Genomic DNA, 26,308 nt, shown 5'->3' with positions numbered 1-26,308 from the left:
CGATGACCGGATCTGTCGCTCCGGAACCTCGAGTTCGTCCCATTCTTGAGTTGCAGGGCGTCAACAAGAGTTTCGGTGTGGTCCACGTCCTGCACGACGTCGACTTCAGCGTCTATCCCGGCCAAGTCACGGCTTTGGTCGGGGACAACGGCGCGGGCAAGTCGACTCTGGTCAAGGCGATCGCGGGGATTCATCCCATCGACACCGGCACCTACCTGTTCGAGGGCAAGCCGGTGACGGTGCGCAGCCCCAACGACGTGTCGGCGCTCGGGGTCGAGGTGGTCTATCAGGATCTGGCGCTGTGCGACAACCTCGACATCGTCGAAAACATGTTCCTGGGGCGTGAACTCACGAGCCGGGGAATGCTCGACGAGGCCCGGATGGAGACGATGGCCCGCGACGCGCTGACGTCGTTGTCGGTGCGGACGGTGAAATCGGTGCGGCAGCCGGTGTCGAGTCTGTCCGGCGGGCAGCGGCAGACCGTGGCGATCGCGAAGTCGGTGCTGTGGAACTCCAAGGTGGTTCTGCTCGACGAGCCGACGGCGGCGCTCGGTGTCGCGCAGACGCGGCAGGTGATCGACCTGGTTCGCAGACTTGCCGCGCAAGGGCTCGGGGTGGTGTTGATCTCGCACAACATGAACGACGTTTTCGAAGTGGCAGACCGGATCTGCGCGCTGTACCTCGGCCGGGTGGCCGCCGACGTCAAGGCGTCGGACGTCACGCACGGCCAGGTGGTGGAACTGATCACCGCAGGGCGCTCCGGAGGTCTGGGTCTTGCGCCCGCGCAGGCCGCGGAGTCGATGTGAGCAGAGGACAGATGACTTCCGAAACACTGGCCGACGCGGACTTCGCCGAGGACACTCGCATCGATCAGACATTCGGCGACGCGGTGCGCGGCTATCTCCAGCGGGTGCGCGGCGGTGACATGGGTTCGCTGCCGGCGGTTCTGGGCCTCATCGTGCTCTTCGTCGTGTTCGGCCTGGCCAACGACCGCTTCCTGTCGGCGCTGAATCTGGCCAACCTGATCACTCAGGCCGGCTCGATCTGCGTGCTGGCGATGGGACTGGTGTTCGTCCTGCTGCTCGGTGACATCGACCTGTCGGCGGGTGTCGCCGGCGGTGTCTCCGCCTGTGTCATGGCGCTGACCGTCGTCAATCTCGACTGGCCATGGTGGGCGGCGATTCTCGCGGGGACCGCGATCGGTGCCGTGATCGGCCTGGTGATCGGCCTGTTGCGGGCGAAGCTCGGAATCCCTTCGTTCGTCGTGACTTTGGCGTTCTTCCTCGGCCTGCAAGGCGTGACGCTGAAGCTCATCGGTGAGGGCGGTTCGGTGCGTGTGGACGATCCCGTCATCCGCGGTCTGACGATCAGCAACCTGCCCGTCACGGTCGGTTGGGCGCTCGCACTCGTCGTCGTCCTGGGCTTCGCCGCTCTGGAGTTCTATAACTACCGGCGCAAGAAGGCACTGAACCTGGCGAACTCGCCGCTGGGTGTCGTCGTCGTGCGAGTGGCCGCCGTCGCGGCGGTGGTGCTGGGCGTGACCTACATCCTCAGCGTCAATCGGAGCGTCAACGCCAGAGCGGAGATCAGCGGCATTCCCTATGTCCTGCCGCTGATCCTGGTGCTGCTGATCGTGCTGACGGTGGTGCTCAAACGAACGTCGTACGGCAGGCACATCTACGCGGTCGGCGGAAATGCCGAAGCCGCGCGACGCGCTGGGATCAACGTGGACCGAATCCGCATCTCGGTCTTCGTCGTCTGTTCTTCTCTCGCAGCGCTCAGCGGAATCATCGCGGCGTCGTATGCCGGCAAGGTGTCGGCGTCTTCCGGCGCGGGTAACGTTCTGCTGTATGCGGTCGGCGCTGCCGTCATCGGTGGCACCAGCCTGTTCGGCGGCAAGGGCCGTGCCCTTGATGCGGTGATCGGCGGTGTGGTCGTCGCCACCATCGCCAATGGCCTTGGCCTGCTGAACCAGTCGTCCTACATCAACTTCCTGGTAACCGGAGGAGTGCTCCTGCTTGCGGCCAGCGTCGACGCGATCTCCCGCCGCCGACGCTCCTCGACCGGCCTCGCATAGCTGCGCTGCAACGACATTCGTCCGTCTCACGCTGCTCTGAACGTGACGAGGTCGATGCTGATTCGGCCTTCGGCGAGGCTGATTTTCTGACGTACCGGAATCCCGGGCAGCGATGGTGCCATGGACCGATAGGTCGCCCCGGTCGGCGTCGTGTACTCGGCTCTGTGTTCTCCATCGCGCTGGCTGGTGACAACCTCCCAGCCCGGGGCCTCCTTGGCGTAGTTGCACGCTTCGCACGCGCCGAGCCCATTCAGCGCGTTGGTCTTTCCGCCTTCGCGGTCGGGAGTGGCATGGTCGTGGTGACGGATCGGGGCGTCGCAGTACGGGGTTCGGCACGTGCGGTCCCGGATCCCGATGAAATGGGCCAGTCCCTTCGGGAAGATCCGCGACCGCGACTCCATGGCCACCAGCTGCCCCGACTTCGGGTGGCGGTACAACCGCCGCAGTGTGGCCTTGGCATTCGCGTCAGTGACGGCGTCACCGGTCAGCTTGCAGGCGAATCCCGCCGGGATGGGTCCGTAGCCATCGAGCCACGCCGGTTCCGTGTCGTCGCCGGCGAGCGTGGTGTCAGCCATCACCAGGTTGAGTGACACCGAAACAGGTTCTGCAGCAGGCCTTCCTGTTACACGCTCATACGCGGTATCGGTCATGATCTGCCCTCGAGAGCGACCGTCGCCGCAGATGTCGGCTTCGCGCTTGAGGGCGGCATACATGCCGATCCCTAGCGTGAGCGGCATCAGGAACGTCAGGTAGACCATGCCGTTGGGGGCTGGCCGGGTGGTCACGCAACGGTCTTTGACGGCCTTATTGTTACGTTCCACCACAGCCGCCGCATCGAGGCGCGCGGTGATTCTCTTCGCTTCGGCCGCCACTCGCCGATTGCCCCAGCCCTCGAATCCGTTGGCTTCTTCCGCGAGTTCGGCATCCAATGTGCGGCGATCCTCGATCGACAGACATGCTGACTCCCGCACAATCAGCAACGCGCGGTACTCCGACAGCTGCCCTCGTTCCAAAGCCGCCATGGTGCAGGGCATTTCGTTGACCAGTGCCTTGGCCATGCCCAAGTGGGTGTTGCCGCAGGCGGGGGCATCGCGACGCGCCAGCGCGATCTCCGAAGCCAACCCCTTGCCGCGTCGCCTTGCCGGTATCCCTGAGGCGGCTTCGGCGGCAGCGCGTCTGGCCGCCCACAACGCCGTCGCGCGCGCCTGAGCGGCAGCAGCTTTCGACTTCAGTTCCTCGCAGCGCTCGACAACATCCCGCAGGTGCGCCTCCGACGCATCGGGATCGATATCGAACAAACTTTCGAACATGATGCCTATGCTACGCCGACGGTCCGACAAATTCGCGCAATCTTCTTCCGTGACCCACTTTCGTCGTGCAGATCCTCGCGACACGATCGGCGGCACCCCGGTCATGCACGTTCGGTACGCCCGCGGGCTCGGTTGACGCCCGCCGTCATCACGCCAGCCAGCACCACGATGACCGCCAATCCGGCGAATCCGAACGGCACACTGGTGACGGCGGCTATCGACGCGACCGCGAGCGGGCCTGCGGCATCGCCGCATTCACGCCCGATCTCGGCCGCGCCCATCGTTTGTCCCAGCCGGTCCTGGGGCGTCGATCTCGCCAGCATCGTGAAGGCCAGTGGTGTGATGAGCCCGCAGCCGGCGCCGATGACGATCGCGGCGGACACCAAACCGACCAGGCCCGGTAACAACGCGAGCGCCAAACCCGCTGCCGTGAGGACGATTCCGACCGTGATTCCTCCCGTCACGGTAATTCTGTCCGCATCGAGCGCGCGGCCGGCCACGGGTTGCGCGATGGCCGTCGTCAGCGCAAGGACCGACACGATGGCACCGGTGACGACGGGGGACAGGCCGGCCTGCGTACCCAGAACCGGAAGGAATCCGACGCCGACAGACAGAGCCGCGGTGGTGGCGGCCAACGCGAGCGTCGGTGTGACGAAGGAGGACTCGGAGAATCGCCGTATCGTGTCGACCAGTGTCTGGCGTTCGCGGGGTTGCGGGCGGACCGACGGAACGGAGACCGCCGCCCACACCGCCACGACGATCGCCAACGCTGCCATGACCGCGAACAGGGACCGAAGCCCGCCTAACGCCACAATCACACCACCCAACAGTGGGCCGAGCGTATATCCGACGGACTTGTACGACCCGTACGTGCCAAACGCCCTCCCCTGCGCCGAAGCCGGGGTCAACAGCGCGACGAGAGCCGATGCGGCAGGCGAGAATGCGGCCGCCCCGACACCCTGCCCGAATCGGCCCGCCCACAGCCAGGCGGGGTCATCGGCGATGGCGTACGACGCAGACGCCACAGCGAAGATCACCAACCCGGCGATCAAGACGGTGCGCGCCCCGATCCGGTCGGCCAGTGTCCCGAAGACGGGTTTGAGAATCACCTCGGCGCCGTCGTAGATCGCCAGCAGCGCGCCGAGGGTCAGCAGCGACGCCGCCGTCCCTGTCGTCGTGGTGCCGAGCGTCCCGGCGACGGCGTGGGCGCCGAACGCCGTCGTAAAGCCCGCCGCCAGCAGCGGCGCCCGCTGAGCCGCCGCGCTCACGCGGTGCCGTTCATCAACGCAGCCAGGCTCCGATTCTGCGCAGCGCCTCGTCGATGTCGGAGGACGGACCCGCGAACGACAAGCGCACGTGGGCGCCACCGCGTACCGTGTCGAAGTCGACCCCGGGCGCAATCGCAACCCCTGTGTCGTTCAACAGCTTCGAGCAGAACGACAGCGAATCTGTGGTCAGGTGAGAGACGTCGGCGTACACGTAGAACGCACCGTCGGTGGGCGCGAGCCGGTCGATGCCGATCGCCCGCAGCCCGTCCAGTACTAGAGACCGGTTGGTGGCATAGCCGTCGAGCAGTGCCTCCGCCTCGGCGATGGACTCCTGGGTGAACGCCGCCACAGCGGCGAGCTGGGGCAGCACGGGCGGGCAGATCGTGAAGTTCCCGGTCAGGCAGTCGACCGCCCGCTTCAGCTCCTGCGGCACCAGCAGCCAGCCCAGCCGCCACCCCGTCATCGCGAAGTACTTCGAAAAACTATTGACCACAAGGGATTCTCGTGACGTCTCCCAGGCGCTGCTGGTTGCCGGCGCGCCGGGATAGACCAGACCGTGATAGACCTCATCGCTGATCAGCCGCACACCCGACGACTCGCACCACGATGCGATGGCTGCCAGTTCCTCGGGCGGGATCACGGTACCCGTCGGATTGGCCGGGCTCGCGACGATCACGCCGGACACCGGAGGGTCGAGCTGGGTCAGCATGTCCAGCGTCGGCTGGAATCGCGTCTCCGGACCGCACGGCAGCTCGACTACCTCGCATCCGAGCGCGGACAGGATGTTGCGGTAGCAGGGGTAGCCAGGGCGGGCGATCGCGACACGGTCCCCGACGTCGAAGCACGCCAGGAAGGCCAGCAGGAAGCCTCCCGACGACCCCGTCGTGACAACCACATCGTCTGCATCGACGGACAGCCCGTGGCGCGCGTGGTAGGACTCGGCGATGGCTGCACGCAACTCGGGGATGCCCAGCGCGACCGTGTAGCCGAGCTGATTGCGATTCAGCGCTGCGACGGCCGCGTCACGCACCGCCGACGGGGCGCCCGCGCTCGGCTGCCCGGCGGACAGGTTGACCAGGTCGCCGTGGGTGCGTTGGCGTTCGGCCGCGGCGAGCCACACGTCCATCACATAGAACGGGGGGATTCCTGCGCGCAGCGAGACGTTCATCCCGCCAGGCTAGAACACCTCGGATTCGAGCCGACGCAGCTGCTCGCGCGGAGCCCCGAGGAGCTGAGCGCTACCGTGTGCTCGCTTGAAGTACAGCTGGATGTCGCTCTCCCAGGTGATCGCGATGCCGCCGTGCATCTGCACGGCCTCGGCGGCGATCTTCGAGAACGCCTCGCTGGCCGCCAACCGTGCCAGCGCCGCCGACGTCGGGGACGGATCGGCGACTGCTTCGTCCACGACGGACTTGGCCGACTGCACGGCGACGTACAGATCGGCCATCCGGTGCTTGAGGGCCTGGAAGCTGCCGATGGGCCGACCGAATTGCACCCGGTCCTTCGTGTACTGCACGGTGAGGTCGAGACACTTCGACGCCGCACCGATCTGCTCGGCTGCCAACAGGATTGCCGCGACGTCCGCGAGGCCCGGATCCGCCCCCAACGGCTCTGTCTCGGTCGCCTCCACCGCGGCCAGCGGCCTGGTGATGTCCATCGCGGCCAGAGGCTTCACGTCGAAAGAGTTCCAGCGACTGAGGGTTTCGCCGTCTGTGCCGATGACCACGTCGGCGATGTTTCCGTTCAGCACATTCCCGGCGTCGAATACCACGGTGCCGATCGACGTACCCTCGGCGAGCCCGCCGAGCAGTTCGGCGTCCGGCTGGTCAACCGACAGCAGCGCGAGCTCCGCCAGCGTCGTGCCGAGCAGGGGTGTGGGCACCAGCGCCTTGCCGAGCTCTTCGAGAACTGCGGCGGCGTCGCCCAGCTCGCCGCCGGCGCCACCGAGATCCTCCGGAACAACCAGCGCCGCGGCACCGACCTGCTCGCACAGCATGGCCCACAACTTTTCGTCGTACCCGCGCTCCGATGCGGCCGCCGCGCGCACCGCCTCGGGAGAGGCGTGCTTCTCGACCAGTGCGGCGACCGTGTCGCGCAACAGGTCCCGTTCTTCGCTCACGACAGTGCCTCCAACACTCGCCTGCGGTGCCATGTCGGGTCTCCCCACGCAGGTCGCAACGCTTGTACCCGGAGCAACAACAGCGACAGATCGTGTTCTTGCGTATAGCCGATCGCACCGTGCGTCTGCAACGACGACCGCGCGGCCAGCAGCGCGGCGTCGGCCGCGGCGACCTTCGCTGCGCTGACATCGCGGGCGGCATCCGGTGATCCGTCAGCCAGCGACAGAGCAGCCCCGTAGACCAGCGGTCGTGCGAGCTCGATCGCGATCAGAACATCGGCCAACTTGTGCTTGATGGCCTGATAGGTCCCGATGACGGTGCCGAACTGGCTGCGCTGCTTGGCGTACTCCACCGATCCGTCCAGCATCGCCTGCGCGGCGCCGATCAGCTGCGCGGCCGTCGCCAGCGCACCGAATTCCAACGCACGTACCACGTCGGCGGTGCGGGACTCACCGGATGCGCTGACCTCGAACAGTTTTCGTGCGGGGTCCACGGACTCGTGTTCCTGGCCCGCCGTCGCGTCGCTGATGGAATCACCTTCGGCGAGCAGAATGAGCCCTGCCGCATCTGCGTCGACAGCGCGAGGGACCAGGGGAGGCGCGGCCACGGTAGCGATCAGCTCACCTGACGCTAACCCGCCCAACCGCTCGTCGTCGCCGAGCAGCACCGGCGCCACCGCGATGGACTCGGTGACGGGCCCGGGCACGTTCCACTTGCCGAGGCGCTCGAGCGCCACGACCAGGTCCACCGGGTGGGCCTCAATCCCGTCGAACTTCTCGGGTACCAGCAGAGCGGTCACCCCGAGGTCCGTCAGCTGTGCCCATACCTTGCGTCCTGGCGCCGTGTCGCCGGCGGCCCACGCGCGAACGGCCGCGGGCAGATCGGCAGCGCCCAGCGCAGCGTCGATGCTCGCAGCGAAGTCCCGCTGCTGTTCGTCGATCTCAAAGTTCACGTTCGTCTACTTTCGAGGCAGGCCCAGCAGCCGCTCGGCGATGATGTTGCGCTGAATCTCGTTGGTGCCGGCATAGATCGGCCCGCCGAGGGCGAAGAGCAGGCCGTCGGCCACGGAATCGACCAACTCTCCGTCCGCGCCGCGAAGGTCGAGCGCTGTCTGGTGCAGCGCGACATCCAGGTCGGACCAGAACACCTTGGTGATCGACGATTCCGCGCCCAGCTCACCGCCGTTCGAGATCCGCGTCACGGTGCCGAAGGTGTGCAAGCGGTAGGCCTGTGCCTTGATCCAGGCGTCGGCCACCCGGTCGGTGAAAGCTGGGTCAGGGTTGTCTTTCCACTGTGCGACAAGGCGTTCCGCCGGGGCAAGGAAGCGGGCCGGGCTGCGCAACGACATGCCGCGCTCGTTGCTCGAGGTGCTCATCGCCGCACGCCATCCGTCGTTCGCGGCGCCGATGACGTCCTCGTCGGGAACGAACACGTCGTCGAGGAAGATCTCGCCGAAGCCGGTGTCGCCGCCGAGTTGGGCGATCGAGCGGACGGTGACGCCGTCGGCTTTGAGGTCGAACATGAAGTAGGTCAGGCCTTTGTGGCGCTGTGCCTCCGGGTCGGAACGGAACAGGCCGAACGCGCGCTCACCGAAGACGGCCCGTGAGCTCCAGATCTTCTGCCCGTTGAGCAACCAGCCGCCGTCGGTCTTGGTTGCGGAGGAACGAAGCGACGCCAGGTCGCTGCCGGATTCCGGTTCCGACCAGGCCTGCGCCCAGATCTCCTCGCCGCTGGCCATTTTCGGCAGGATGCGATCCAGCTGCTCCTGTGTGCCGTGCGCGAACAGGGTCGGCGCCAGCATGGAGGTGCCGTTGGCGCTTGCCCGGCCGGGAGCCCCCGCGCGGAAGTATTCCTCTTCGAAGACCACCCACTGCAGAAGGGTCGCATCGCGGCCGCCGTACTTCTCGGGCCAGGTGATCACCGACAGCCCGGCGTCAAAGAGCACCTTGTCCCAGCGGCGGTGTTGCTCGAAACCTTCTGCGGTGTCGTAGGACTCGGTGGGAAAGGAGTCCTTGTTCGAGGCCAGGAAGTCGCGAACCTCGGCACGGAATTCAGTCGTCGCGTCGTCGAAAGTCAGGTCCATTTACATCATCTCTCGCAGTTGTGGTTTGACCACTTTGCCTCCAGGGTTGCGGGGCAGCACGTCGAGGAATACCACCGAGCGCGGGATCTTGAAGTTCGCCAGATGCTCTTTGGTGTGGGCGATCACGGCCTTCTCGTCCAGGGAGGAGCCGGGCTTGACGACCACGAAGGCCTTGCCGACCTCACCGAGCCTTTCGTCGGGCACGCCGATCACCGCCGTCTCCGCGACACCGTCGAGGCGCGCGAGGACTTGCTCGATTTCGGCCGGATACACGTTGAACCCGCCGCAGATGTACATGTCCTTGAGGCGGTCGGTGATTTTCAGGTTTCCTGCAGCGTCGAGCTCGCCGATGTCGCCGGTGTGTAGCCAGCCGTCGGCATCTATTGCCGCGGCGGTGGCGTCGTCATCGTCGAGGTAGCCGAGCATTACGTTCGGTCCGCGCAGCAGCACTTCTCCGGAATCACCTATGCGCAGTTCGAAATCCGCGATCGGGCGGCCCGATGTCGTCGCCACGGTGACGGCGTCGTCGTCGGCACGGCACATCGTGCCGAACCCGGCAGCCTCGGTCAGTCCGTACGCCGTGAGCACGACGTCGATGTCGAGTTCGCTCTGCATCCGTTCGATCAGCACCACCGGGATGGTTGCCGCACCGGTGACGGCGAATCGCAGAGAGCTCAGGTCGAACTCGGCGCGCTTCGGGTGGTCGAGCAGCGTCTGGTAAATCGTCGGCGGGCCGGGCAGGACGGTGATTCCGTGCTCTTGCACGGCACGCATCGTTTTCTCCGGATCGAACGTCAACTCGGGAAACAGCGTCGCGCCGGTCTGCAGGCAGGCCAGGATGCCGGCCTTGTAGCCGAAGTTGTGGAAGAACGGGTTGATGCACAGGTAGCGGTCGGTGCTGGTCACCTCGCCACAGGCCGCCCACGCCGCGGACGCGTCAAGCGACTGGCGGTGTGCGCACCGCACACCCTTGCTGCGTCCGGTGGTGCCAGACGTGAACAGAATGTCGGAGACGTCGTCGGAGTCGACTGCTGACGTGCGGATGTCGACCGCCGCGAGATCCGTCCCGCGCGCCATGAAGTCGTCCCACGTCCCGTCTGCTTTCTCGATCGGGATACGGACGATATGACGCAGTGCGGGTAGGGAATCGCGGTCGACGCCGGCGGCCTTGTCGGCGCCGAGGAACTCGCCGGATGCGATAAGAAGTGGCGCGGACGTGCGCGACAGGATGTCTTCGGCCTCGCTGGCGGTGTAGCGGGTGTTGAGCGGGACGAGCACCGCGCCGGCGTGGTGGGTGGCCAGCGACGCGACGACCCAGTGCCACGTGTTCGGCGACCAGATCGCGACGCGGTCGCCTGGTCCGATGCCGAGGTCGATCATCGCCGCGGCGGCCTGCCGGACCTCCGCCCGCAGTTCGGCGAAAGTGAGCGTGCGTGCCAGAGCGGGATTGGCGGCGCCGCCGGCCGTCGTCACCACAGCGGGGTGCTCGGGGAGCTCGCGCGCGATCCGCTCGAGAACCGCGGGCGTGGTCCTCGGGGCGGTCATCATCGAAGCTCCTGTAACAATCCGGGTACCCAAGCAAGTGCTTGGTAGGCTACCCTACAGGGGTGATAGAGGTCCAGGAGTTCAGGGCTGAGGTCCGCGACTGGCTCGCCGAGAATCTGGTCGGCGACTACGCCGCGCTGAAGGGTTTGGGCGGCCCCGGCCGAGAACATGAAGCCTTCGAAGAACGCCTCGCATGGAACCGGCATCTGGCGGCCGCAGGGCTGACCTGCCTCGGGTGGCCGGAGGAACACGGCGGTCGAGGACTGTCGGTAGCCCACCGCGTCGCCTTCTACGAGGAGTACGCAAAGGCGAACGCCCCCGACAAGGTCAACCACCTCGGTGAGGAACTGCTCGGGCCGACGCTCATCGCGTTCGGAACCGAAGAACAGAAGAAGCGCTTCCTCCCCAAGATTCTCGATGTCACCGAGTTGTGGTCGCAGGGATATTCAGAGCCGGGCGCGGGCAGTGACCTCGCCAACGTGTCGACCACCGCGACGCTGGACGGCGACCACTGGCTCATCAATGGTCAGAAGGTGTGGACCTCGCTCGCACATTGGGCCCAGTGGTGCTTCGTGGTGGCCCGGACCGAGAAGGGCTCCAAACGCCACGCCGGGCTGTCGTATCTGTTGGTGCCGCTCGATCAGCCCGGTGTCGAGGTGCGCCCGATCATCCAGCTGACCGGCGACTCCGAATTCAACGAGGTGTTCTTCGACAACGCCCGCACCGACGCCGATCTCGTGGTCGGTGAGCCCGGCGACGGCTGGCGCGTCGCGATGGGGACGCTGACCTTCGAGCGCGGCGTCTCGACGCTCGGGCAGCAGATCCGTTACGCGCGTGAGCATTCCAATCTCGTCGAGCTGGCGAAGAAGACAGGTGCCGCCGACGACCCGCTGATCCGCGAACGGCTCGTCCGGTCCTGGGCAGGCCTGAAGGCCATGCGTTCCTACGCGCTGGCGACCATGGATGTAGAACAGCCGGGGCAAGACAACGTGTCGAAGCTGTTGTGGGCGAACTGGCATCGCGAGCTCGGGGAGATCGCGATGGATGTCGAAGGCGCAGCGGGCCTGACACTTCCAGACGGCGAGTTCAGCGAGTGGCAGCGGCTCTACCTGTTCTCTCGCTCCGACACGATCTATGGCGGATCCAACGAGATCCAACGCAACATCATCGCCGAGCGTGTACTCGGTCTGCCCAGAGAGGCGAAGGGCTAGTACCGATGAGCGCTTGCGCGAAGAGGAGACAACCATGACGGATCTTTCTATGGCTCCCAAGGAGATTGACGGCCACGGCCTGCTGAAGGGCAAGGTCGTCCTTGTGACGGCCGCGGCGGGCACCGGTATCGGGTCGACGACGGCACGTCGTGCTCTCGTCGAGGGCGCCGACGTCGTGGTGTCCGACTATCACGAGCGAAGGCTCGGGGAGACGCGCGACGAGCTGGCCGCGCTCGGGCTGGGCAAGGTCGACGCGGTGGTCTGCGATGTGACGTCGACAGAAGCCGTCGATGCGCTGATCACCGAAGCGGTACGCAAAGCCGGGCGACTGGACGTGCTGGTCAACAACGCCGGGCTCGGTGGCCAGACGCCCGTGATCGATATGACCGACGACGAGTGGGACCGCGTCCTCAACGTGACACTGACGTCGGTGATGCGCGCAACCCGTGCCGCGTTGCGCTACTTCCGTGACGCCCCGCACGGCGGCGTCATCGTCAACAATGCGAGCGTCCTGGGCTGGCGCGCCCAGCACTCGCAGTCCCACTACGCGGCCGCGAAGGCCGGCGTCATGGCCCTGACGCGCTGCAGCGCAATCGAAGCCGTCGAGTACGGGGTGCGGATCAACGCGGTCTCGCCGAGCATCGCGCGGCACAAATTCCTGGAGAAGACCAGCAGTTCCGAATTGCTGGACCGGCTCCCCGAAGGCGAGGCCTTCGGCCGAGCCGCCGAGCCGTGGGAGGTCGCGGCGACCATCGCGTTCCTTGCCAGCGACTACTCCAGCTACCTCACCGGTGAGGTCATCTCGGTCTCGAGCCAGCGAGCCTGACCGCACAGATCTCCACACTTTCTTCACAATCGCTGCCCGAAAGGCCCATATCCGGCCCCTACAGTCTGATGTGTGAAGCGAATCCTGGTGGTCGAGGACGAGCCGACCATCCTGGCTGCGGTCGTCACCCGGCTGCGCGCCGAGGACTTTCAGGTCGACACTGCGGTGGACGGACCGTCGGCGGTCGAGGCGGCCACGACCGCCCCGCCGGATCTGGTGGTGCTCGACGTGATGCTGCCCGGGTTCGACGGTCTCGAAGTGTGCCGTCGTATTCAGGCGGTGCACCCGATCCCGGTGTTGATGCTGACCGCGCGCAGCGACGAAACCGACATGCTGATCGGCCTCGGCGTCGGCGCCGACGACTACCTCACCAAGCCCTTCAGCATGCGCGAACTCGTCGCCCGCGTCCGGGTGTTGTTGCGCCGCGTGGAACGCGCCGCGACTGCTGGGGCCCTGTGGGTCGGAGACAATCGGGTAGACCTGCAGGCCCGAAGGGTGCATCGCGGCGATGACGAAATACATCTGACGAGAACAGAATTCGACCTGCTGGTGTTCCTGGCGGGACGGCCGCGCACCGCGGTCTCCCGCGACGCCCTTCTCGAACACGTGTGGGGGTGGGGTTCGGGGGTGGAGAGCCGTACCGTCGACACCCACGTGAAGGCGTTGCGCCGCAAGCTGGGCTCCGCACTCATCCGCACTGTGCACGGTGTCGGGTATGCACTGGAGCTGCCCCGCCCGACGGACGGCTCGCCGTCGAAATGACCAGGCTCAGCGACATCTGGGATCGGCTGCCTCGGCCGCTCGACCCGTTCGGCTCGTTCAAGATGAAAATGGGTCTGCTCGTGGGCACCGCCATACTTCTGGCTTCGTTCACGTTCTGGATCGGAGCGAGCTGGCAGTTCCGCTATGCCCTGCTTGCCGCGCTGGCCACGTCGTTGACGTTCACCTACTTCCTCGCGCACGGGATGACGTCGCCGCTGCGCCAGATGACCGCGGCCGCGCGGGCCATGGCGCGCGGCGACTACAGCGTGCGCGTGCGAGCCACCTCCCGCGACGAGGTCGGACAACTCGCGACGGCCTACAACCAGATGGCCACCGACCTCGGTGCCGCCGACGAGTACCGGCGCGGTCTGATCGCCAACGTGTCCCACGAATTACGCACGCCGATAACCGCTTTGCATGCCTTACTGGAGAACGTCGTCGACGGGATCGCGGAACCGGACGAGAAGACCATGCGGATGGCGCTGGCACAGACTGAGCGGCTCAGCGAGCTGGTGACGAACCTACTAGATCTCTCCAGGCTCGAAGGTGGTGCGATCTCGCTGCAGCACAGCGCTTTCTGTGTTGGTGACTTCCTCGATGAGGCCATCTGGCACGTTACCGTCCCTAGTGAGGGAGTGCAGGTGGCAGTCCGGGTCGAGCCGCCGGGCCTGGTGGCCGTCGGCGATCAAGCTCGACTGCGGCAGGTGGTGGTCAATCTCGTCGACAACGCGATCCGGCACAGTCCGGCAGGTGCCCGAGTGACAGTATTCGCCAGGCAGGCAACGTCATCCGGGCTCCGATTGGAGGTGTGCGACGAGGGGCCGGGCATCCCGCCAGCAGAACGTGAGCGGGTGTTCCAGAGATTCACCCGCGGCGCCACGTCAGCGGGCGGCACGGGCCTCGGATTGGCGATCGCCCGCTGGGCGGTCGAATTGCACGGCGGCACAATCGAGGTGATGGAGGCCAGGTCCGGATGCCGCATCGGGGTCACGATCCCCACGCCCGCGACGAAAGAGGAGACACGGTGAATCGGCCGGCGCCCGCAACGTATTCGCATCCGCGCGGCTATCTGCCGCCCCCATCGCCGCCGGCGTTCGGTCCGATGCTGCCGCGCTATGGCGAGGTTGGATGGTCGATATGGCCGCACCGACTCTGGCCGAACCCACCCCAGACGGCCGCGCCGCGTGCGCTCGTCCTGTGTGCGCTCGTCGTCGGCGTGGTCGGCTCGGCGATCTGGCGGGTCGGGACGCTGAGCATCGGCTATGTGGTGGTGGGTCTGATGGTGTTCGGTGTCGCGTACCTGACGGCGCAACGCCGCCCGAGTCGTGGTGAGTGGCCCGGGATCGTCCTGACTCTAATGCTGCTCGCAGTGCCCGGGCTGCTGGCCGCGGAATGGCTGGGTGTGCTGTGCATCATGACGGCGTGGCTGGTCGGCTGGGGCACGCTCGCCGGCGGCCGGACATGGACCGCGGTCCTGAGCGGACCGTTCGTCCCGTGGTTCCTCCCCGCCCGGGTTGCCGGGTGGGCGCGCCGCGCACTCCCAGAAGACGGATTGCGGTGGGCAGGAGGGGCGAGCGCCGCGCGGATCGCGGTCGTCGCAGCCGTCACCGTGGTCCTCACGCTGGTGTTCGGAGCGCTGTTCGTCTCGGCAGATCCCGCTTTCGCCCAGTTGGTGGACCACCTCATTCCCGCCTGGCGAGGGGACGAGTTCTTCGCCCGCACAGTCGTGTTCGTGATCGTGGTGTGCTTCGTGCTGTTCGCCGGTTACCTGATTCGGATGCCGCCGAGGCTCGACGCCATGGCGCCGCCGAGGATGCGGCCAGTGCCGAACTGGGAATGGGCGGTACCGCTGGCGGTACTCGACCTGCTGTTCATCGGCTTTGTGGCCGTGCAGGCGACCGTGCTGTTCGGCGGCCACACGCATGTCCTGGAGACCGAGGGACTCACCTATGCCGAGTACGCCAGGCAGGGTTTCTGGCAGCTGCTGTGGGTATCTGCACTGACCCTGCTCGTCCTGTCCGCCGTCATCCGCGTCTCGGGACGTGACACAGCACAGGATCGCCGGCTGGTCCGGCTCCTCGTCGGCACGCTGTGCGTCACATCAGTCGTGGTCGTGGTCTCGGCGATCCATCGGATGTGGGTGTATCAGCAGGCCTACGGCTTCAGCACCGAGCGGCTCATGGTGATCACGATCGAGTTGTGGCTCGGTGCGGTGTTCGTGTTCATCGCGGTCGCCGGGATCCGGATGGCTGCGGGGTGGCTGCCGCGGACGATTCTGCTGGCGGGCGCGGTGGCAATACTCGGGCTTGCCGCGACGAATCCCGAGCGGCTCATCGCCGACCGCAACATCGATCGGTACGAGCAGACCGGCCTGCTGGACACCGCCTACCTCCTGCGGCTGTCCCCGGACATCGAGCCGGCGCTGGCGCGGCTGCCCGAGCCCGTGCGGGCGTGCGCGGGTTACCGGACGGAGGCGCCTGACCCCTGGTACGAGTTCAATCTGTCCCGCTGGCGCGCGTCACTACAGGCCCCGCACACGGAGACCGACTGTTCTCAATACTGGTCGGACACCCGCTGACGCGGCTTACCTCACGCGCCCGGGGGGAGCCCCCCACCACATTCCCGTCGCCAGTCGGCGAAAGCTTCGGTCAGCGAGTACTCACTGGCAAATCCGATATCGGCCAGCCGGGCTGCGCTGATGTTCGTATCGAGATGCAACTTCTGGATGCGCCTCGGATGCACGCCGAATCGAGTACCTGGCGGGTCGACTACCGCGAAGGGCGTGGCCGCCGCCAAGGCAAACCGATACGGAACGGTCGGAGGCTGCCAATCCCAGCCCCACGCCTGGTTGATTGCATCGACATGATCACGAATCGTCGTCGGCTCCGGGTAGACGGCATGATAGGTGTCGTGCGGTCCACGGTCGTCGATGAGCAGTGTCAACAGGCGCAGGACGTCCTTGAGGTAAATGCAGCTCTTCACCGTGTCCTGCCGGCCGATGTAGCCGAAGCGCTTCCGGCTCAGGCCATGAATGAGGCGCCGCATGTTGCCCTGATCCCCGGGCCCGAAGACGACGCCGGGCCGCACGATGCGGATTCGACGACCGGGCTTTTCCGCGTGCCAGGTACGCAGGATCTCTTCGGCCTGCAGCTTGCTGGCTCCATATGCGGTATCGGCATCGCCGAAGTCAGTTTCGGAACGCCGCCAAGGCCCCGAGGCGAAGGCCATCATCGAACTGGTGAAGACGATGTTGTTCACACCCGCCTCGTCGGCGGCTCGGCAGAGGCGACGGGTGGCCTCGGCGTTATTGGCGAAGTAGTCCCGCCACGGGAAGCCCGGCTCCTTGGACAGAGCGGCGAGGTGGACGATCGTCGGCGGGCAGGGGTTGGGCAGATCATCGGCTGTGACAGATGTCAGGTCGACACGCAGCGAATCGGAGGCCGGCTCCGCGGCACGGTCTAGGCCCACGACGGGACGACCGGCCTCGCGCAGGTGCTTCACCAACGCGCTGCCGATGAAACCCGCACTACCCGTGACGAGAACGGCATCCGCAGCGGTCATCGCTACACCAACCCATTCTGCACGGCCACAGATCGGCTGTCAGTCACTGGCATGAATATCTCGCCTCCACATCGAGTTGGCGTCGAAAGCTACTGGCTGAGTTTGATTTTCACGGACGTGCCGAGCGCGCTCAACAGCCCCCGAAAATCCGACCCCCAATGCGAACGGAGCGTATCACTGCGCGGCATTGCGCGGCCCGGATCGCGTGCCCGCCGGGCTGTCAGGCAGTCTGGGAATCGCGGGCTCCGCGGGCACTTCGAGCACCGGAAAGGTGGTCAGCCAACCGGACCCCAAGCGCGATCCCCATGAGGGTGGGATTGGCCTGACTCGACGTGGGCAGCACCGAGGTGCTTGCGACGTAGAGGCCCCGCACACCGTGGACCTGAAGGTCGCGATCCACGACGCCCCCGTCTGCGTGCGCGGACATCCGCGTCGTCCCGCTCTGATGGAACCCCGCCCACCCGTGCATGAACGTTCGTATCGAGGACCTGGCGTCGTCGGTCAACCATTCCACGTTGCCGGCGCCGTTGTCGCGCAAATGGGTATCGATGAGCTCGACTGCCTTGAAGGCATAGTCATAATCGGCGTCCGAGAAGTGCAAGTGGGTGCGAACCTTGCGCATCCCCAGCGCGTCGCGCTCTTCGGTGAGTTCGATTCGACTTTCCCAGTGGGGAAGTTGCTCGCCGTGGTAGTGGAGCATGTACCGGTTCTCGGGGCTCTTGACGAAAAAGCCGGGCGCTTTACGGCCTTTGCGGATGAGACGGGCGTAGGAAAAGGAGACCGCGAACCAGATCGACGGCAGGAGATCACGCACGACGTTGCGGAGATGCGCCTTGATCCTCGGTGGGCCGTCGATCCTGGTGTGCGTCTCACGGATGGCCTCCGCGAGCAGTAATCGGCCGACCGGCGAAATCAACGTCAGGTATACCGCTGACAGGATTCCACTCCCGTGTGCCGGGTCGCTGATCGGTGGATTGACCAACCAAACCGCGACGTTGGGCATGTTCAGATCGCGCTGTATCTGCGGATCAAGGGTGAACCGACGACGCACGTAGACCCCGTCATCATCGCGTTCGTGCTGGTGAATCACCCTGTCGGTATTGAACTTAACGCGAGCGAACCGCCCCTCCACGTGGGTCATGTACCAACGCCCGAGATGTCCGCCGGCATTGCCCAGACCCGCAGGATGATGCCTGTCCGACGCCAGCAGCAGCCGTGTCGCTTCGATGCCGCCGGTCGCGATGACGTAATCGGTTGCGACCACCTTTCCTTCCCGGCCGTCGAGTGACTTGATGACGAGGTGGTCGACAGCGCCGCCACTGTCGTCGGTCACAATCTCTGTGCACGTCAGACCCGTCCACAACGACAGCGACCGGGCCTCTTTCAAAGCGGTCCGGTATTCGCGTCCGAAACGCGTCGGCAGGGCCCAGCGCTCGAGGTCACTGGTGCGCACGCTGCCATCGGACAGCCCGGCAACCATGTCTTGTTGCGCAATCTCCGGGACATCCCGCGCGTTGAAGAGAGCCCGGCCGCACTGCGCCCAATCGCATGCTCGCTGAAGATAGGGCTCGACATCTTCATAACTGATCGGCCAAGGAGACTGCGCGGTAAGGGGCCGGTCCTCGAAGTCGATCCGGTCATATGCGACACAACGTCCGCCCCACAGGGCCGAGGCACCTCCCAGCGCCCGCCGAAGTGCCAGGTCGCTGCGAGTGTGAAAGTAATCGTCCTGTCGCGAATCGAACGTCGAAAGATCCTGCGCTGCTTGGTCTGTCCGCTCAAGACCACTTTCGATGAGCGCCACCTGGACACCAGATTTCGCGAGCTCCAGCGCGGTGGCGATGCCGATCGGTCCGGCGCCGACGACCACGACGTCAGTCTTGATCGTTGTACCTGTCGTGAACTCCTCAGACCGCCGGATCACGCCGCTCCCTTCGAAATTCCTCAGCGAGCCCGCGGAATTGTGCCAACGTCTGCGCGTCATACGGAGACGAGACGGCTTGCGCAGCTTCACCGATCCGCTCCGGTTTGGTGGTGCTATACAAAATTGCGCGGGATTCCGTTGCACCGGCTGCTGAGCCGAGAATGAGCTTCGCCAGTACACCGGGTGCCAGAGGGTCAAGTTGGAGAGCATCGCGCCAACGGGCTGTCAACCGGGAATCGGCTTTCAATGCGGCAGAGAGCATTCTGTGCGGTCGATCCAGGACACCGAAGGTGATATCGGCCGACCGCGGTGGTGGATGAAGCAGGTCGCTGCGAAGCTGGTCGACGCCAACGGGTGCGAAGAGCTCCGCGAAATTCATGTCGAGGCCCTCGTCCTGGGACACCCCCCAGGCGCGGATTTTGCCCTTCTCGTGGGCGCTTTCGAAGAACTGGCGAAGCTCATCGGCTGCCACGATGTCGGATGGCTGGGGGCCGTGCACAAACAGGATGTCGACGTAATCGACGCCTAGCGCGGTCAAACTTTGGTCGAGGCTGCGAGACGCCGTTGCGGCGTCGTAGACACGGGTAGTATCGACAGTTGGCTTCTGGCGGCCCTTGACGGCGGCCCGTAACGCGGGAACCTTCCGAAGCAGTGCCCGTGCAGGTGCCTGAAAACGAGCAAGCCCTTGGACGATGCCGCCGACATCGATGCCGAACTTCGTCGCGATGGTGACGGAGGAGCGGTCGACGGTGCGCATGCGTAAGAAGGCGCCCAACTCGGCCTCCGCCATTCCCAGCCCATACATCCTTGCGGTGTCGAAATGGGTCATCCCACTGTCGATCGCACTGCCGAGAACGGCCATCCGCTCTTTGCGTGACGGAGACTGCATCAAACCGCCACAACCGAAACCGACGGCGCTCACACTCAGACGCGGCCCGGGCAGCGTGATCTGCGCTAGCACTTCAGCTCCGTCGCGGCGAGGTACGTCGACATCAGTGTGAATCGGTCGTACTGCGGTTACCGGCGAGCTCATCGGTCGACCGATTTCTGCGCCGACGAATGACCAGGTAAGCGATCCAAACCACGACGATAAGAGCTGCGACCACGCCGGCCACCACGTAGCTGGTGTGCCGCGCCGGACCCGACGCTGCTGTGAGTGCCGGCTCGAAGACGCTGTCCGCGGTTCTGATCGCGACGTTGGTGGGGGTGCCCGCTGCGCCCGCGGCGAGTACGTCACCCGTCAACTGCGACCAGTCACCGGTCGACCCATCGATATAGCTGAAGAGGGGAGCGACCAGTGACCAGTCTGAGGTTGTTGTCACGAGCACGACGGAGCGATTGCGCTGCGGATCGGCAAAAGCCTGAATGGATCCCAGCCCGCCGTCGAGATCGACCTTCAGCTCGGAAGGCAGAGCGAAGTTGACGATCGAGCCGTCACCGCTGACAGGTGGACTCAGCGATGTCTGTTTGAGCGAGTCCGCGTTGGCCACGATCAGCGCTCCCGACGTGGCGTCGGCGGCAGTCGCGAGGTCGACGACCTGTGGCGTGATTTCGGCCTTGTTGAGGCGCGCCATCGAGGCCACGGCCCGCGCGGCGTAGTCGAGCTGATTCGGGCCGCTTCCGTCGAACGCTACCAAGAAGTCGGGACTGAATTCCGAAGGGAATGCGCCGAAACCGCCGAGTGGAGGGCCTCCGCGTTGCATGGTCAACGTCGATCGTGGATCGATCTGGAACGTGATCGGCGCAACCAACGGCCCACACGCCTGTTCCGGCGTGTACGTGAGCGCGAATTCAAGGTCAATCCACTGTTGTTGAAGCTCTGTACTGTTCAGCTCGAAGGTAGCGTCCAGATGTCCAGATTCATCCAGTGGGGCGCGATAGACAACAAGGCCTTCAGCGCGAATGACGATGGACGCCGCGTCGCGTTCGGGTATCGGCGTGTAATCGGCGAGCAGATTCACCTTGATGTTGTTGAACCGGGGCCCTAGCGATGTCCGCTGGATACCGACCTGGAGACCGTTGGTCCCGAGTACGTCCGTCTTTTCCGAGCCGACATTCAGCTCCTTGAACGTCATCGTGTCGGGGGTTGCGGCGGCAGGGGATCCTGCCTGGTCGACACGAGCCTTGCCGGCTTGTGCCAGCGGCTGCAGCTGACTGGCGATCAGCGATACCTGCTCTGAAAGCCCTTCGTCGTCGCCCGAGATGCGCAGGTATGCATTTGGCGCTGCGGCGTTTTCCACCGACAGACCGGCATCACCGGTCTCGACGAGAATTGCACGATCGAGCCCGGCGGCTGGCGGCGGTGCCGTGCCGCGCGGCTGGCTGACGACTCCGATCGCCAACGGCTTGGAGGCGTATAGCCTCGCCAGCGCCGATGACAACGTCAACACCGCCTGTTGTTCGGCGGAAGTGGCATCGGTTGCCACGTAGATCGTGATTCTCTCCAGTACCGGAGCGAAGAAGTTCGCAACCGTGGTAACGGGAAGCTGCGCTCCGACGAATACTGTCTCCAGGTTGCTGAGCTCGAGTCGCGGAAGCGGGTCGCAGACCCGATCACCGTCGTCGCGGGCGCGGATGGCGAAAGTCAGTCCCATAGACGAGCCTCTGACAACTGCTGACGTTATGTCGACGTCGAACGGCGCCATAACCAGGCCGGGCGCGACGGGCGGCACCTCGATGGACGCAACGAAGTTGCCTTCGGCATCGTTGATCTCGACATAACCGGTCGTGAAATTCAGGGGTGTGTGAATCATCCCCCGCAACCGCGTCGCCGTCAGCCCTGCAGGCACCTCCACAGAAAAAGTACTTTCGCCGTCACCGTATAAATTCACCGTTGACTGGAGGCCGAGGGTGGCCCACGGTACCGAGAGCCCTGCCGGTTCGCCGCCGTCGTCAGGTTGCGCAGAAGCAGATCCTGCGACTGCGCCGGCAAGCGCGATCGGCGCGATGAGCAACATCACTGAGGCAAGCACCCGGGCCACGACGCTGCGACTCATAACCATTCCCCCGGTGTGAAGTTCTACGCCTGAAAACGCGAACGACCAATTTGTTGCGGGCCCACGACCGGGAGTTGCTGCGCATTGGACGTCGAATCGCACTGATCGAATTCGCTCAGTTCAACATCAACGAGTCTGCGCAGTCCCGACAGAGAGGCCGGGTTAGTACCCTAGCAGGGCAACTGGGGCAAAACAGTTTGCTTGCGCCATGTCCGAACCTCGAAATTCACTCGTTACCGATCATGGGGGTGCAGGCCGTCAAGACATTGACGAAACACGCTTTTTGCGTTCGCCAGCGAAGTCGAGGTGCTACCGTCGTCGCCATGCGCGGTTACCTTCTGGGCGACCTCCCAACGCACTGTTGATCCGCCAGGTATCGCAGGGGTGATCGTCGAGGTTCGCCACTGAAATGTTCTCGACCAGGGGGGCTGGGGTGTTCGATTTCGTGCTGCGCCCATCCGAACCATGATCACGATGCGATCAATATTCGCGGTGAATTCCGCACATGACACTCGCGTAACCCGCACCTCAGGCGCGGATTTGCCAAGCTATTGTCAGGCCAGGGAGCAGGCCACCGCCAACGAGCAGGCTTCGCGTCTGGCGGTGCCGACAAGTCTGGTGGGATATGGACCTTCGTAGCTACGGCCGAATGCTGGCGCTCCGCTGGCCTGTACTGGTGTCCGTGTTCATCGTGGTCGGCGCAGTGCTCGCCGCCGCGGGACTCCTACTCCCGACGGTCTACACCACCACCGTTCGGATCGTGTTCACGTCCAACCTGTCCCCAGACACGGAGATGACGACCCGTCAAATCTCGGACCTGTATCTCACTAGCCGATTGAAAACTTATGCAGAATTGGTGACGACCAATCAGGTCATGCAACCCGTCATCGACTCGCTGGGTCTGGACGTGACGGTGGCCGATTTGGTCGAGCAGACCGAAGTCACGATTCCGGCGGGAACGACCGTGATCGACCTGGAGGTGTCGGCGCCGACGGCAGGAGAGGCCGCCTCCACCGCCAATCGTATTGCCAACGAGATGCCCTGGGCTGTAGCGAGTCTCGAGGGTGCCAGCACGGTCGCCGAGTCGCCCATCAAAGTGACGATTCTGCAGCCCGCCGACGTGCCCGAGTCCCCATCGTCTCCGAACATCAAGCTGAATCTGGTCGTTGCAGCCGGATTGGCGTTCATCTGTGCCATCTTCGCCGCGGTACTCGTGGAGACTTTCGATACCCGGGTCAGGCGGCGCAGGGACGTCACCGCATCGGGTGCCGCGTATCTGGGTGGTATCCCGAAGCTCTCCGACGCCAAGGCCGGCGGTCGTCTGCAGTTCGCGCAGCAGCCACGTGACGTACGCGCAGTACTCCGCCGAATCGCCATCGACGTTCTGCATGCGATCGATGCGACACCCAAATTGGTGCTCTTCACCTCGCCGGGGGCCGGTGTGGGCAAGACGACGGTGGCCGCCAACGTCGCGGGAGCTCTAGTGGAGGCCGGGAACAGGGTGGTCTTCGTTGATGTGGACGCCCGAGGACGTCGTCTGGCCGCTCAGGTCGGCATCGAGCAGGCGCCGGGGGTCACCGACTTGGTCTCTGGCCGTGCGGAACTCGACGAATCTGTGCTTGATCGAAATTGGGCGGGGTTCACCGTTATTCCTTACGGTGGGAACACCATCGATGTGGGGGAGATGCTCGCCGGCGAGAAGTTCGGCGAGATGACAAGAAATTTGGCCGACAGTTTCGATGTCGTCATTGTCGACGGTCCGCCGATCATAAACCCGAGCGAGGCTTTGCGATTCACGCGCAACATCGCCAACGTAGTTGTCGTCGCGGAGGCAGGGCGGACGCGGCGCGCGGACTTGCGCCGCGTCACCGCATCGCTGCGGCAAGCCGGAGCGCACACCCTGGGCGTCGTGCTGTCACGAGTTCGCCAGCCTGAGCAGCCGGCACCGGCCGATGAAAAGGGCCGAGATGACGAGAATTGAAGCAATCGCCGGCCGTCCGCACACGACCGACGCCTGCTAGCGGAGACGGACTGGGGAACGCTTGGGAATGTCTCGACCGATTGTCACCCGATATGCACGCTTCGACGTCTCGACCCTGAGCGAGGCGCAGGTGATCGACGCGATCTTGACGCGCACCGCTCCGCTGACATCGGGCGAAGCCCACCTCGTTGTCACGCCGAACATGAATCATGTTGCGCGATTGCAATCCTCAGCGGAGTTCGCCTCGATCTACGAGCGGGCGTGCCTGATTCTCCCCGACGGCTGGCCGGTAGTTCGTCTGGCGAAAAGCCTGGGAGCCGGGATATCGACCCGCGCCACCGGGAGCGGCATCACCCACACGCTCGCGCATATGTCCGGCGAGGGACATCGCGTCTTCCTCGTCGGTGGCTCGACGCCTGCCTCGCTTGAATCGGCATCGGCGGTGTTCCGCGGCAATGGTTGGCTCGTCGAGTCGGAACAAGCGCCTGTGGGATGGCTCGGTTCAGCCGACAACCTCCGTGCTCTCGCACAGCGAGTTGCCGCGTTCGAAGCGGATGTCGTGTTGATCGGTGTCGGCTCTCCCTTACAAGAACGGGTCGCCATACGCCTGCTGGATGCTGACGGAGTGACCGCCGTGCTGATGGGTGTCGGCGCGTCCATCGACTTCATCGCCGGCCAGGCGGCGCGCCGCGCACCGGTGTGGATGCAGCGCCTCGGAATCGAGTGGTTTCACCGTATCCTGACCGATCCGGCCCGACTGCTGAAGCGGTATGTCGGCGACGTAGTTCCCTTTCTCAGGGTTGTTCGGCAGTCTCACGCCAGTCCGGGACATTAGGAGAGAACTCATATGACTCTGCTCATCGTCACGCCGATGTTCAACGAGATCGACAACGTTTCGGGGCTCGTCGACACAATTCGAGCGCAACGCTTCAAAGACTTCGACTGGGTCATCGTCGACGACGGCAGTACCGACGGCACCGCCGGACGCATCGCAGAAGTCGACACCGACAAGGTGGCTACAGTGATGTCGAGGGTGAACGACGGTGGACTGATCGTCGGATCGGAATTCGCGGCATGGCGGTTCGGCGTCGATGCGCACTTGGAGAAGAAGCCGTACACGCATGTGATGAAGCTGGACGCCGATGCGAGACTGGCTCCCGACTATCTCGAACGGATCGTGGAACTCGCAAGCGGACCGGTAGGTATCGCAGGCGGCGTCATTGCCACAAAAGGCATGGCTGAGCAGAAATTTCATGTGCCAGGTGCGGTCAAGCTTTACACGATCGATGCCTACCGGGCGACGGAGTCGATACCGTCGGCGCACGGCTTCGATGCGATCGACGAGATCGCGGCGCGTCTAGCCGGTCTCCAGACGCGGGTCGACACCGGCGCACACTTTGAGCTGACGCGGGCAATTGGTGCCAGCGCGGGAGAGATCCAGGGGCGCTACCGCAATGGTCGGACGAGTCGGTGGATCGGCTACGACTTTGTGTACTTCCTGATCCATTGCGCCCGCTATGTCGCCCGCCGTCCCTACGTGATCGGCTCACTCGCGCTGCTTTGGGGTTATCTCACCGCCGGTCCCGGCCCATTTGCGCCAGAATTGAAGAAGGAACACGCGCGCATGCAGCGGGAAAAGCTCGCACGAGCATTCCGCAATCCGGTGGGCTTCTGGAGAGAGGCCTACAAGATCTGAACAGGCCCGAGGTGCCTACTGCAAGAACACCTTCCGAATATCGGCGACCGGAGTTCGTGATTTCGCCGACACCATGACCGAATGGTACTCAGGCGATAGCCGAGATTTGAGCTCCTGCAACCCAGCCATATCCAGGGGGGCAGGTGTCCAATGGTTGAGGGTTCGGATCTTGTCGTCGTTCCAATGTCCGGAAGCTTCGCCCAGCACCCGGTTGGCATACATGCCGTAGAGGATGTACTCGGAGAATCCACTCAAGGGCGCCACAGCACGCTCCCACGATTTGTTGGCGACACTTTCCAGAAGCCGGTTCATCTTCAACACATTGTCGCGCCGCCAGCAGATCGCGTTGCCGATGTAGTTGGTGTCGTAGTCCGCCTCCGGCGTCAGCCCGAGCAGACGCGCAGCTACGGAGTGCCAGTGATCATTGTTCTCAATCAAGCCGCGCTGGCCGGTTTCGACGAATAACGGCACCTTGCCGTCACGCTCGTACGCGCGGGGGTCATAGGGCGCAACGTAGAAGACGTCCGAATCGGTGTAGATCAAGACATCGTCGCCGACCACGTCGGGAATGGACAACTTGACGATCTGCTGCAGGATCCAGTTCTTGACCGGCCGCGTGCGAAAACTGAACCAGAATCGACGAACACCAGGAATCCGTACCAGCCAGCGAGGGACGATGTCCTCGACAATCAGAATCTGAGTTCGGTCCGACTCGAAATGTTTGAACATCGGCACATCGCGCCGATCGATGACCAGATAGTGCCGCAAGTAAGGTGCGGCCCAACGTTCGACGCTCTCGACCAGCAGTGCGCAGCGGTCCACATCCAGGCGAAAGCTCGGCGTGACCAACGCATAGGAAAGGAGATTCTCGGACGGGGTGGCCATCGGCAAAGTATAGGTGCTGCGGAAGATTTTGGGCCGAACTGTTTTACGCCGGATCTGGCAACT

At 64.7% G+C, this 26,308-nt stretch carries 22 protein-coding genes; 10 read left to right on the top strand and 12 right to left on the bottom strand.

The genetic code is table 11. From position 1 onward, the window contains the following. The first annotated feature begins 2 nt into the window (after positions 1 to 2). Together AWC12_RS14750 and AWC12_RS14745 are read left to right on the top strand one after the other, a co-directional pair. Entirely contained in the window at positions 3 to 806 is an 804-nt protein-coding gene (locus AWC12_RS14750; RefSeq protein ID WP_085175190.1) for an ATP-binding cassette domain-containing protein, read from the top strand. 11 nt (positions 807 to 817) lie between these two features. Then, the gene (locus AWC12_RS14745) at positions 818 to 2,077 is read left to right on the top strand and encodes a sugar ABC transporter permease (RefSeq protein WP_085175188.1); all 1,260 of its coding nucleotides are present in this window, start codon (positions 818 to 820) and stop codon (positions 2,075 to 2,077) included. Between the two features lie 26 nt (positions 2,078 to 2,103). Here AWC12_RS14745 and AWC12_RS14740 read toward each other — a convergent pair whose 3' ends face one another. The 7 genes from AWC12_RS14740 to fadD3 form a co-directional block, all read right to left on the bottom strand. After that, entirely contained in the window at positions 2,104 to 3,387 is a 1,284-nt protein-coding gene (locus tag AWC12_RS14740) for an HNH endonuclease (protein ID WP_085175186.1), read from the bottom strand. Between the two features lie 101 nt (positions 3,388 to 3,488). Continuing rightward, positions 3,489 to 4,655 (bottom strand): MFS transporter, encoded by a 1,167-nt coding sequence (locus tag AWC12_RS14735; protein WP_085175185.1) that lies wholly within the window; start codon positions 4,653 to 4,655, stop codon positions 3,489 to 3,491. Positions 4,656 to 4,668: 13 nt separating this feature from the next. Then, positions 4,669 to 5,823, bottom strand: a complete 1,155-nt coding sequence (locus tag AWC12_RS14730; protein WP_085175183.1) for a pyridoxal phosphate-dependent aminotransferase — start codon at positions 5,821 to 5,823, stop codon at positions 4,669 to 4,671. A 9-nt stretch (positions 5,824 to 5,832) separates the two neighbouring features. Next, complete coding sequence (ipdE2, locus tag AWC12_RS14725; protein ID WP_085175182.1) at positions 5,833 to 6,774, bottom strand: acyl-CoA dehydrogenase IpdE2; 942 nt, start codon at positions 6,772 to 6,774, stop codon at positions 5,833 to 5,835. Beyond that, on the bottom strand, positions 6,771 to 7,727 hold the full coding sequence (locus AWC12_RS14720) for an acyl-CoA dehydrogenase family protein (protein WP_085175180.1): 957 nt from the start codon (positions 7,725 to 7,727) through the stop codon (positions 6,771 to 6,773). Before AWC12_RS14720 ends, ipdE2 begins: the two co-directional genes overlap by 4 nt. 6 nt (positions 7,728 to 7,733) lie before the next feature. Further along, entirely contained in the window at positions 7,734 to 8,858 is a 1,125-nt protein-coding gene (locus tag AWC12_RS14715) for an acyl-CoA dehydrogenase family protein (RefSeq protein ID WP_085175178.1), read from the bottom strand. Further along, positions 8,859 to 10,406 (bottom strand): 3-((3aS,4S,7aS)-7a-methyl-1,5-dioxo-octahydro-1H-inden-4-yl)propanoate--CoA ligase FadD3, encoded by a 1,548-nt coding sequence (gene fadD3, locus AWC12_RS14710; RefSeq protein ID WP_085175176.1) that lies wholly within the window; start codon positions 10,404 to 10,406, stop codon positions 8,859 to 8,861. It abuts the gene before it with no gap. A gap of 59 nt (positions 10,407 to 10,465) precedes the next feature. Between fadD3 and ipdE1 the strand changes: the two genes are divergently transcribed. From ipdE1 to AWC12_RS14685, 5 genes are all read left to right on the top strand, one after another. Beyond that, entirely contained in the window at positions 10,466 to 11,614 is a 1,149-nt protein-coding gene (gene ipdE1 / locus AWC12_RS14705; RefSeq protein ID WP_085175174.1) for an acyl-CoA dehydrogenase IpdE1, read from the top strand. Between the two features lie 34 nt (positions 11,615 to 11,648). Beyond that, complete coding sequence (gene ipdF, locus AWC12_RS14700; protein ID WP_085175172.1) at positions 11,649 to 12,440, top strand: (5R,7aS)-5-hydroxy-7a-methyl-1-oxo-2,3,5,6,7,7a-hexahydro-1H-indene-carboxyl-CoA reductase; 792 nt, start codon at positions 11,649 to 11,651, stop codon at positions 12,438 to 12,440. Between the two features lie 72 nt (positions 12,441 to 12,512). Then, entirely contained in the window at positions 12,513 to 13,202 is a 690-nt protein-coding gene (locus AWC12_RS14695) for a response regulator transcription factor (RefSeq protein WP_085175170.1), read from the top strand. Beyond that, positions 13,199 to 14,230: a HAMP domain-containing sensor histidine kinase gene (locus AWC12_RS14690; RefSeq protein WP_085175168.1), complete on the top strand. Its 1,032-nt coding sequence runs from the start codon at positions 13,199 to 13,201 to the stop codon at positions 14,228 to 14,230. The genes AWC12_RS14695 and AWC12_RS14690 overlap by 4 nt, the downstream gene beginning before the upstream one ends. Beyond that, on the top strand, positions 14,227 to 15,780 hold the full coding sequence (locus AWC12_RS14685) for a DUF4153 domain-containing protein (protein ID WP_234814011.1): 1,554 nt from the start codon (positions 14,227 to 14,229) through the stop codon (positions 15,778 to 15,780). Before AWC12_RS14690 ends, AWC12_RS14685 begins: the two co-directional genes overlap by 4 nt. An 11-nt stretch (positions 15,781 to 15,791) precedes the next feature. Here AWC12_RS14685 and AWC12_RS14680 read toward each other — a convergent pair whose 3' ends face one another. The 4 genes from AWC12_RS14680 to AWC12_RS14665 all read right to left on the bottom strand — a co-directional run bounded on the left by AWC12_RS14680 (position 15,792) and on the right by AWC12_RS14665 (position 21,683). After that, positions 15,792 to 16,763, bottom strand: a complete 972-nt coding sequence (locus AWC12_RS14680) for an NAD-dependent epimerase/dehydratase family protein (RefSeq protein ID WP_024446816.1) — start codon at positions 16,761 to 16,763, stop codon at positions 15,792 to 15,794. 220 nt (positions 16,764 to 16,983) lie between these two features. Then, positions 16,984 to 18,687 (bottom strand): FAD-dependent oxidoreductase, encoded by a 1,704-nt coding sequence (locus tag AWC12_RS14675; protein ID WP_024446815.1) that lies wholly within the window; start codon positions 18,685 to 18,687, stop codon positions 16,984 to 16,986. Next, a complete protein-coding gene (locus AWC12_RS14670; RefSeq protein WP_085175438.1) occupies positions 18,671 to 19,615 on the bottom strand; it encodes an aldo/keto reductase in 945 nt (314 codons plus the stop codon). Before AWC12_RS14670 ends, AWC12_RS14675 begins: the two co-directional genes overlap by 17 nt. A 64-nt stretch (positions 19,616 to 19,679) precedes the next feature. Continuing rightward, positions 19,680 to 21,683: a cellulose biosynthesis cyclic di-GMP-binding regulatory protein BcsB gene (locus AWC12_RS14665; protein WP_234814010.1), complete on the bottom strand. Its 2,004-nt coding sequence runs from the start codon at positions 21,681 to 21,683 to the stop codon at positions 19,680 to 19,682. Positions 21,684 to 22,308: 625 nt separating this feature from the next. Between AWC12_RS14665 and AWC12_RS14660 the strand changes: the two genes are divergently transcribed. The 3 genes from AWC12_RS14660 to AWC12_RS14650 all read left to right on the top strand — a co-directional run bounded on the left by AWC12_RS14660 (position 22,309) and on the right by AWC12_RS14650 (position 25,360). Next, positions 22,309 to 23,664, top strand: a complete 1,356-nt coding sequence (locus tag AWC12_RS14660) for a tyrosine-protein kinase domain-containing protein (RefSeq protein ID WP_081660018.1) — start codon at positions 22,309 to 22,311, stop codon at positions 23,662 to 23,664. 67 nt (positions 23,665 to 23,731) lie between these two features. After that, positions 23,732 to 24,499 carry a WecB/TagA/CpsF family glycosyltransferase gene (locus tag AWC12_RS14655; protein WP_024446811.1) on the top strand — a complete coding sequence of 256 codons (768 nt, stop codon included), beginning with the start codon at positions 23,732 to 23,734 and terminating at the stop codon, positions 24,497 to 24,499. Positions 24,500 to 24,511: 12 nt separating this feature from the next. Further along, on the top strand, positions 24,512 to 25,360 hold the full coding sequence (locus tag AWC12_RS14650) for a glycosyltransferase family 2 protein (protein ID WP_024446810.1): 849 nt from the start codon (positions 24,512 to 24,514) through the stop codon (positions 25,358 to 25,360). 15 nt (positions 25,361 to 25,375) lie between these two features. Here AWC12_RS14650 and AWC12_RS14645 read toward each other — a convergent pair whose 3' ends face one another. Then, on the bottom strand, positions 25,376 to 26,245 hold the full coding sequence (locus AWC12_RS14645; protein ID WP_085175164.1) for a DUF6492 family protein: 870 nt from the start codon (positions 26,243 to 26,245) through the stop codon (positions 25,376 to 25,378). Positions 26,246 to 26,308: the final 63 nt, after the last annotated feature.

The organism is Mycolicibacterium iranicum (assembly GCF_002101705.1).
In the GTDB taxonomy this organism is placed as follows: domain Bacteria; phylum Actinomycetota; class Actinomycetes; order Mycobacteriales; family Mycobacteriaceae; genus Mycobacterium; species Mycobacterium iranicum.
This window is presented reverse-complemented; position numbering and strand designations above follow the sequence as displayed.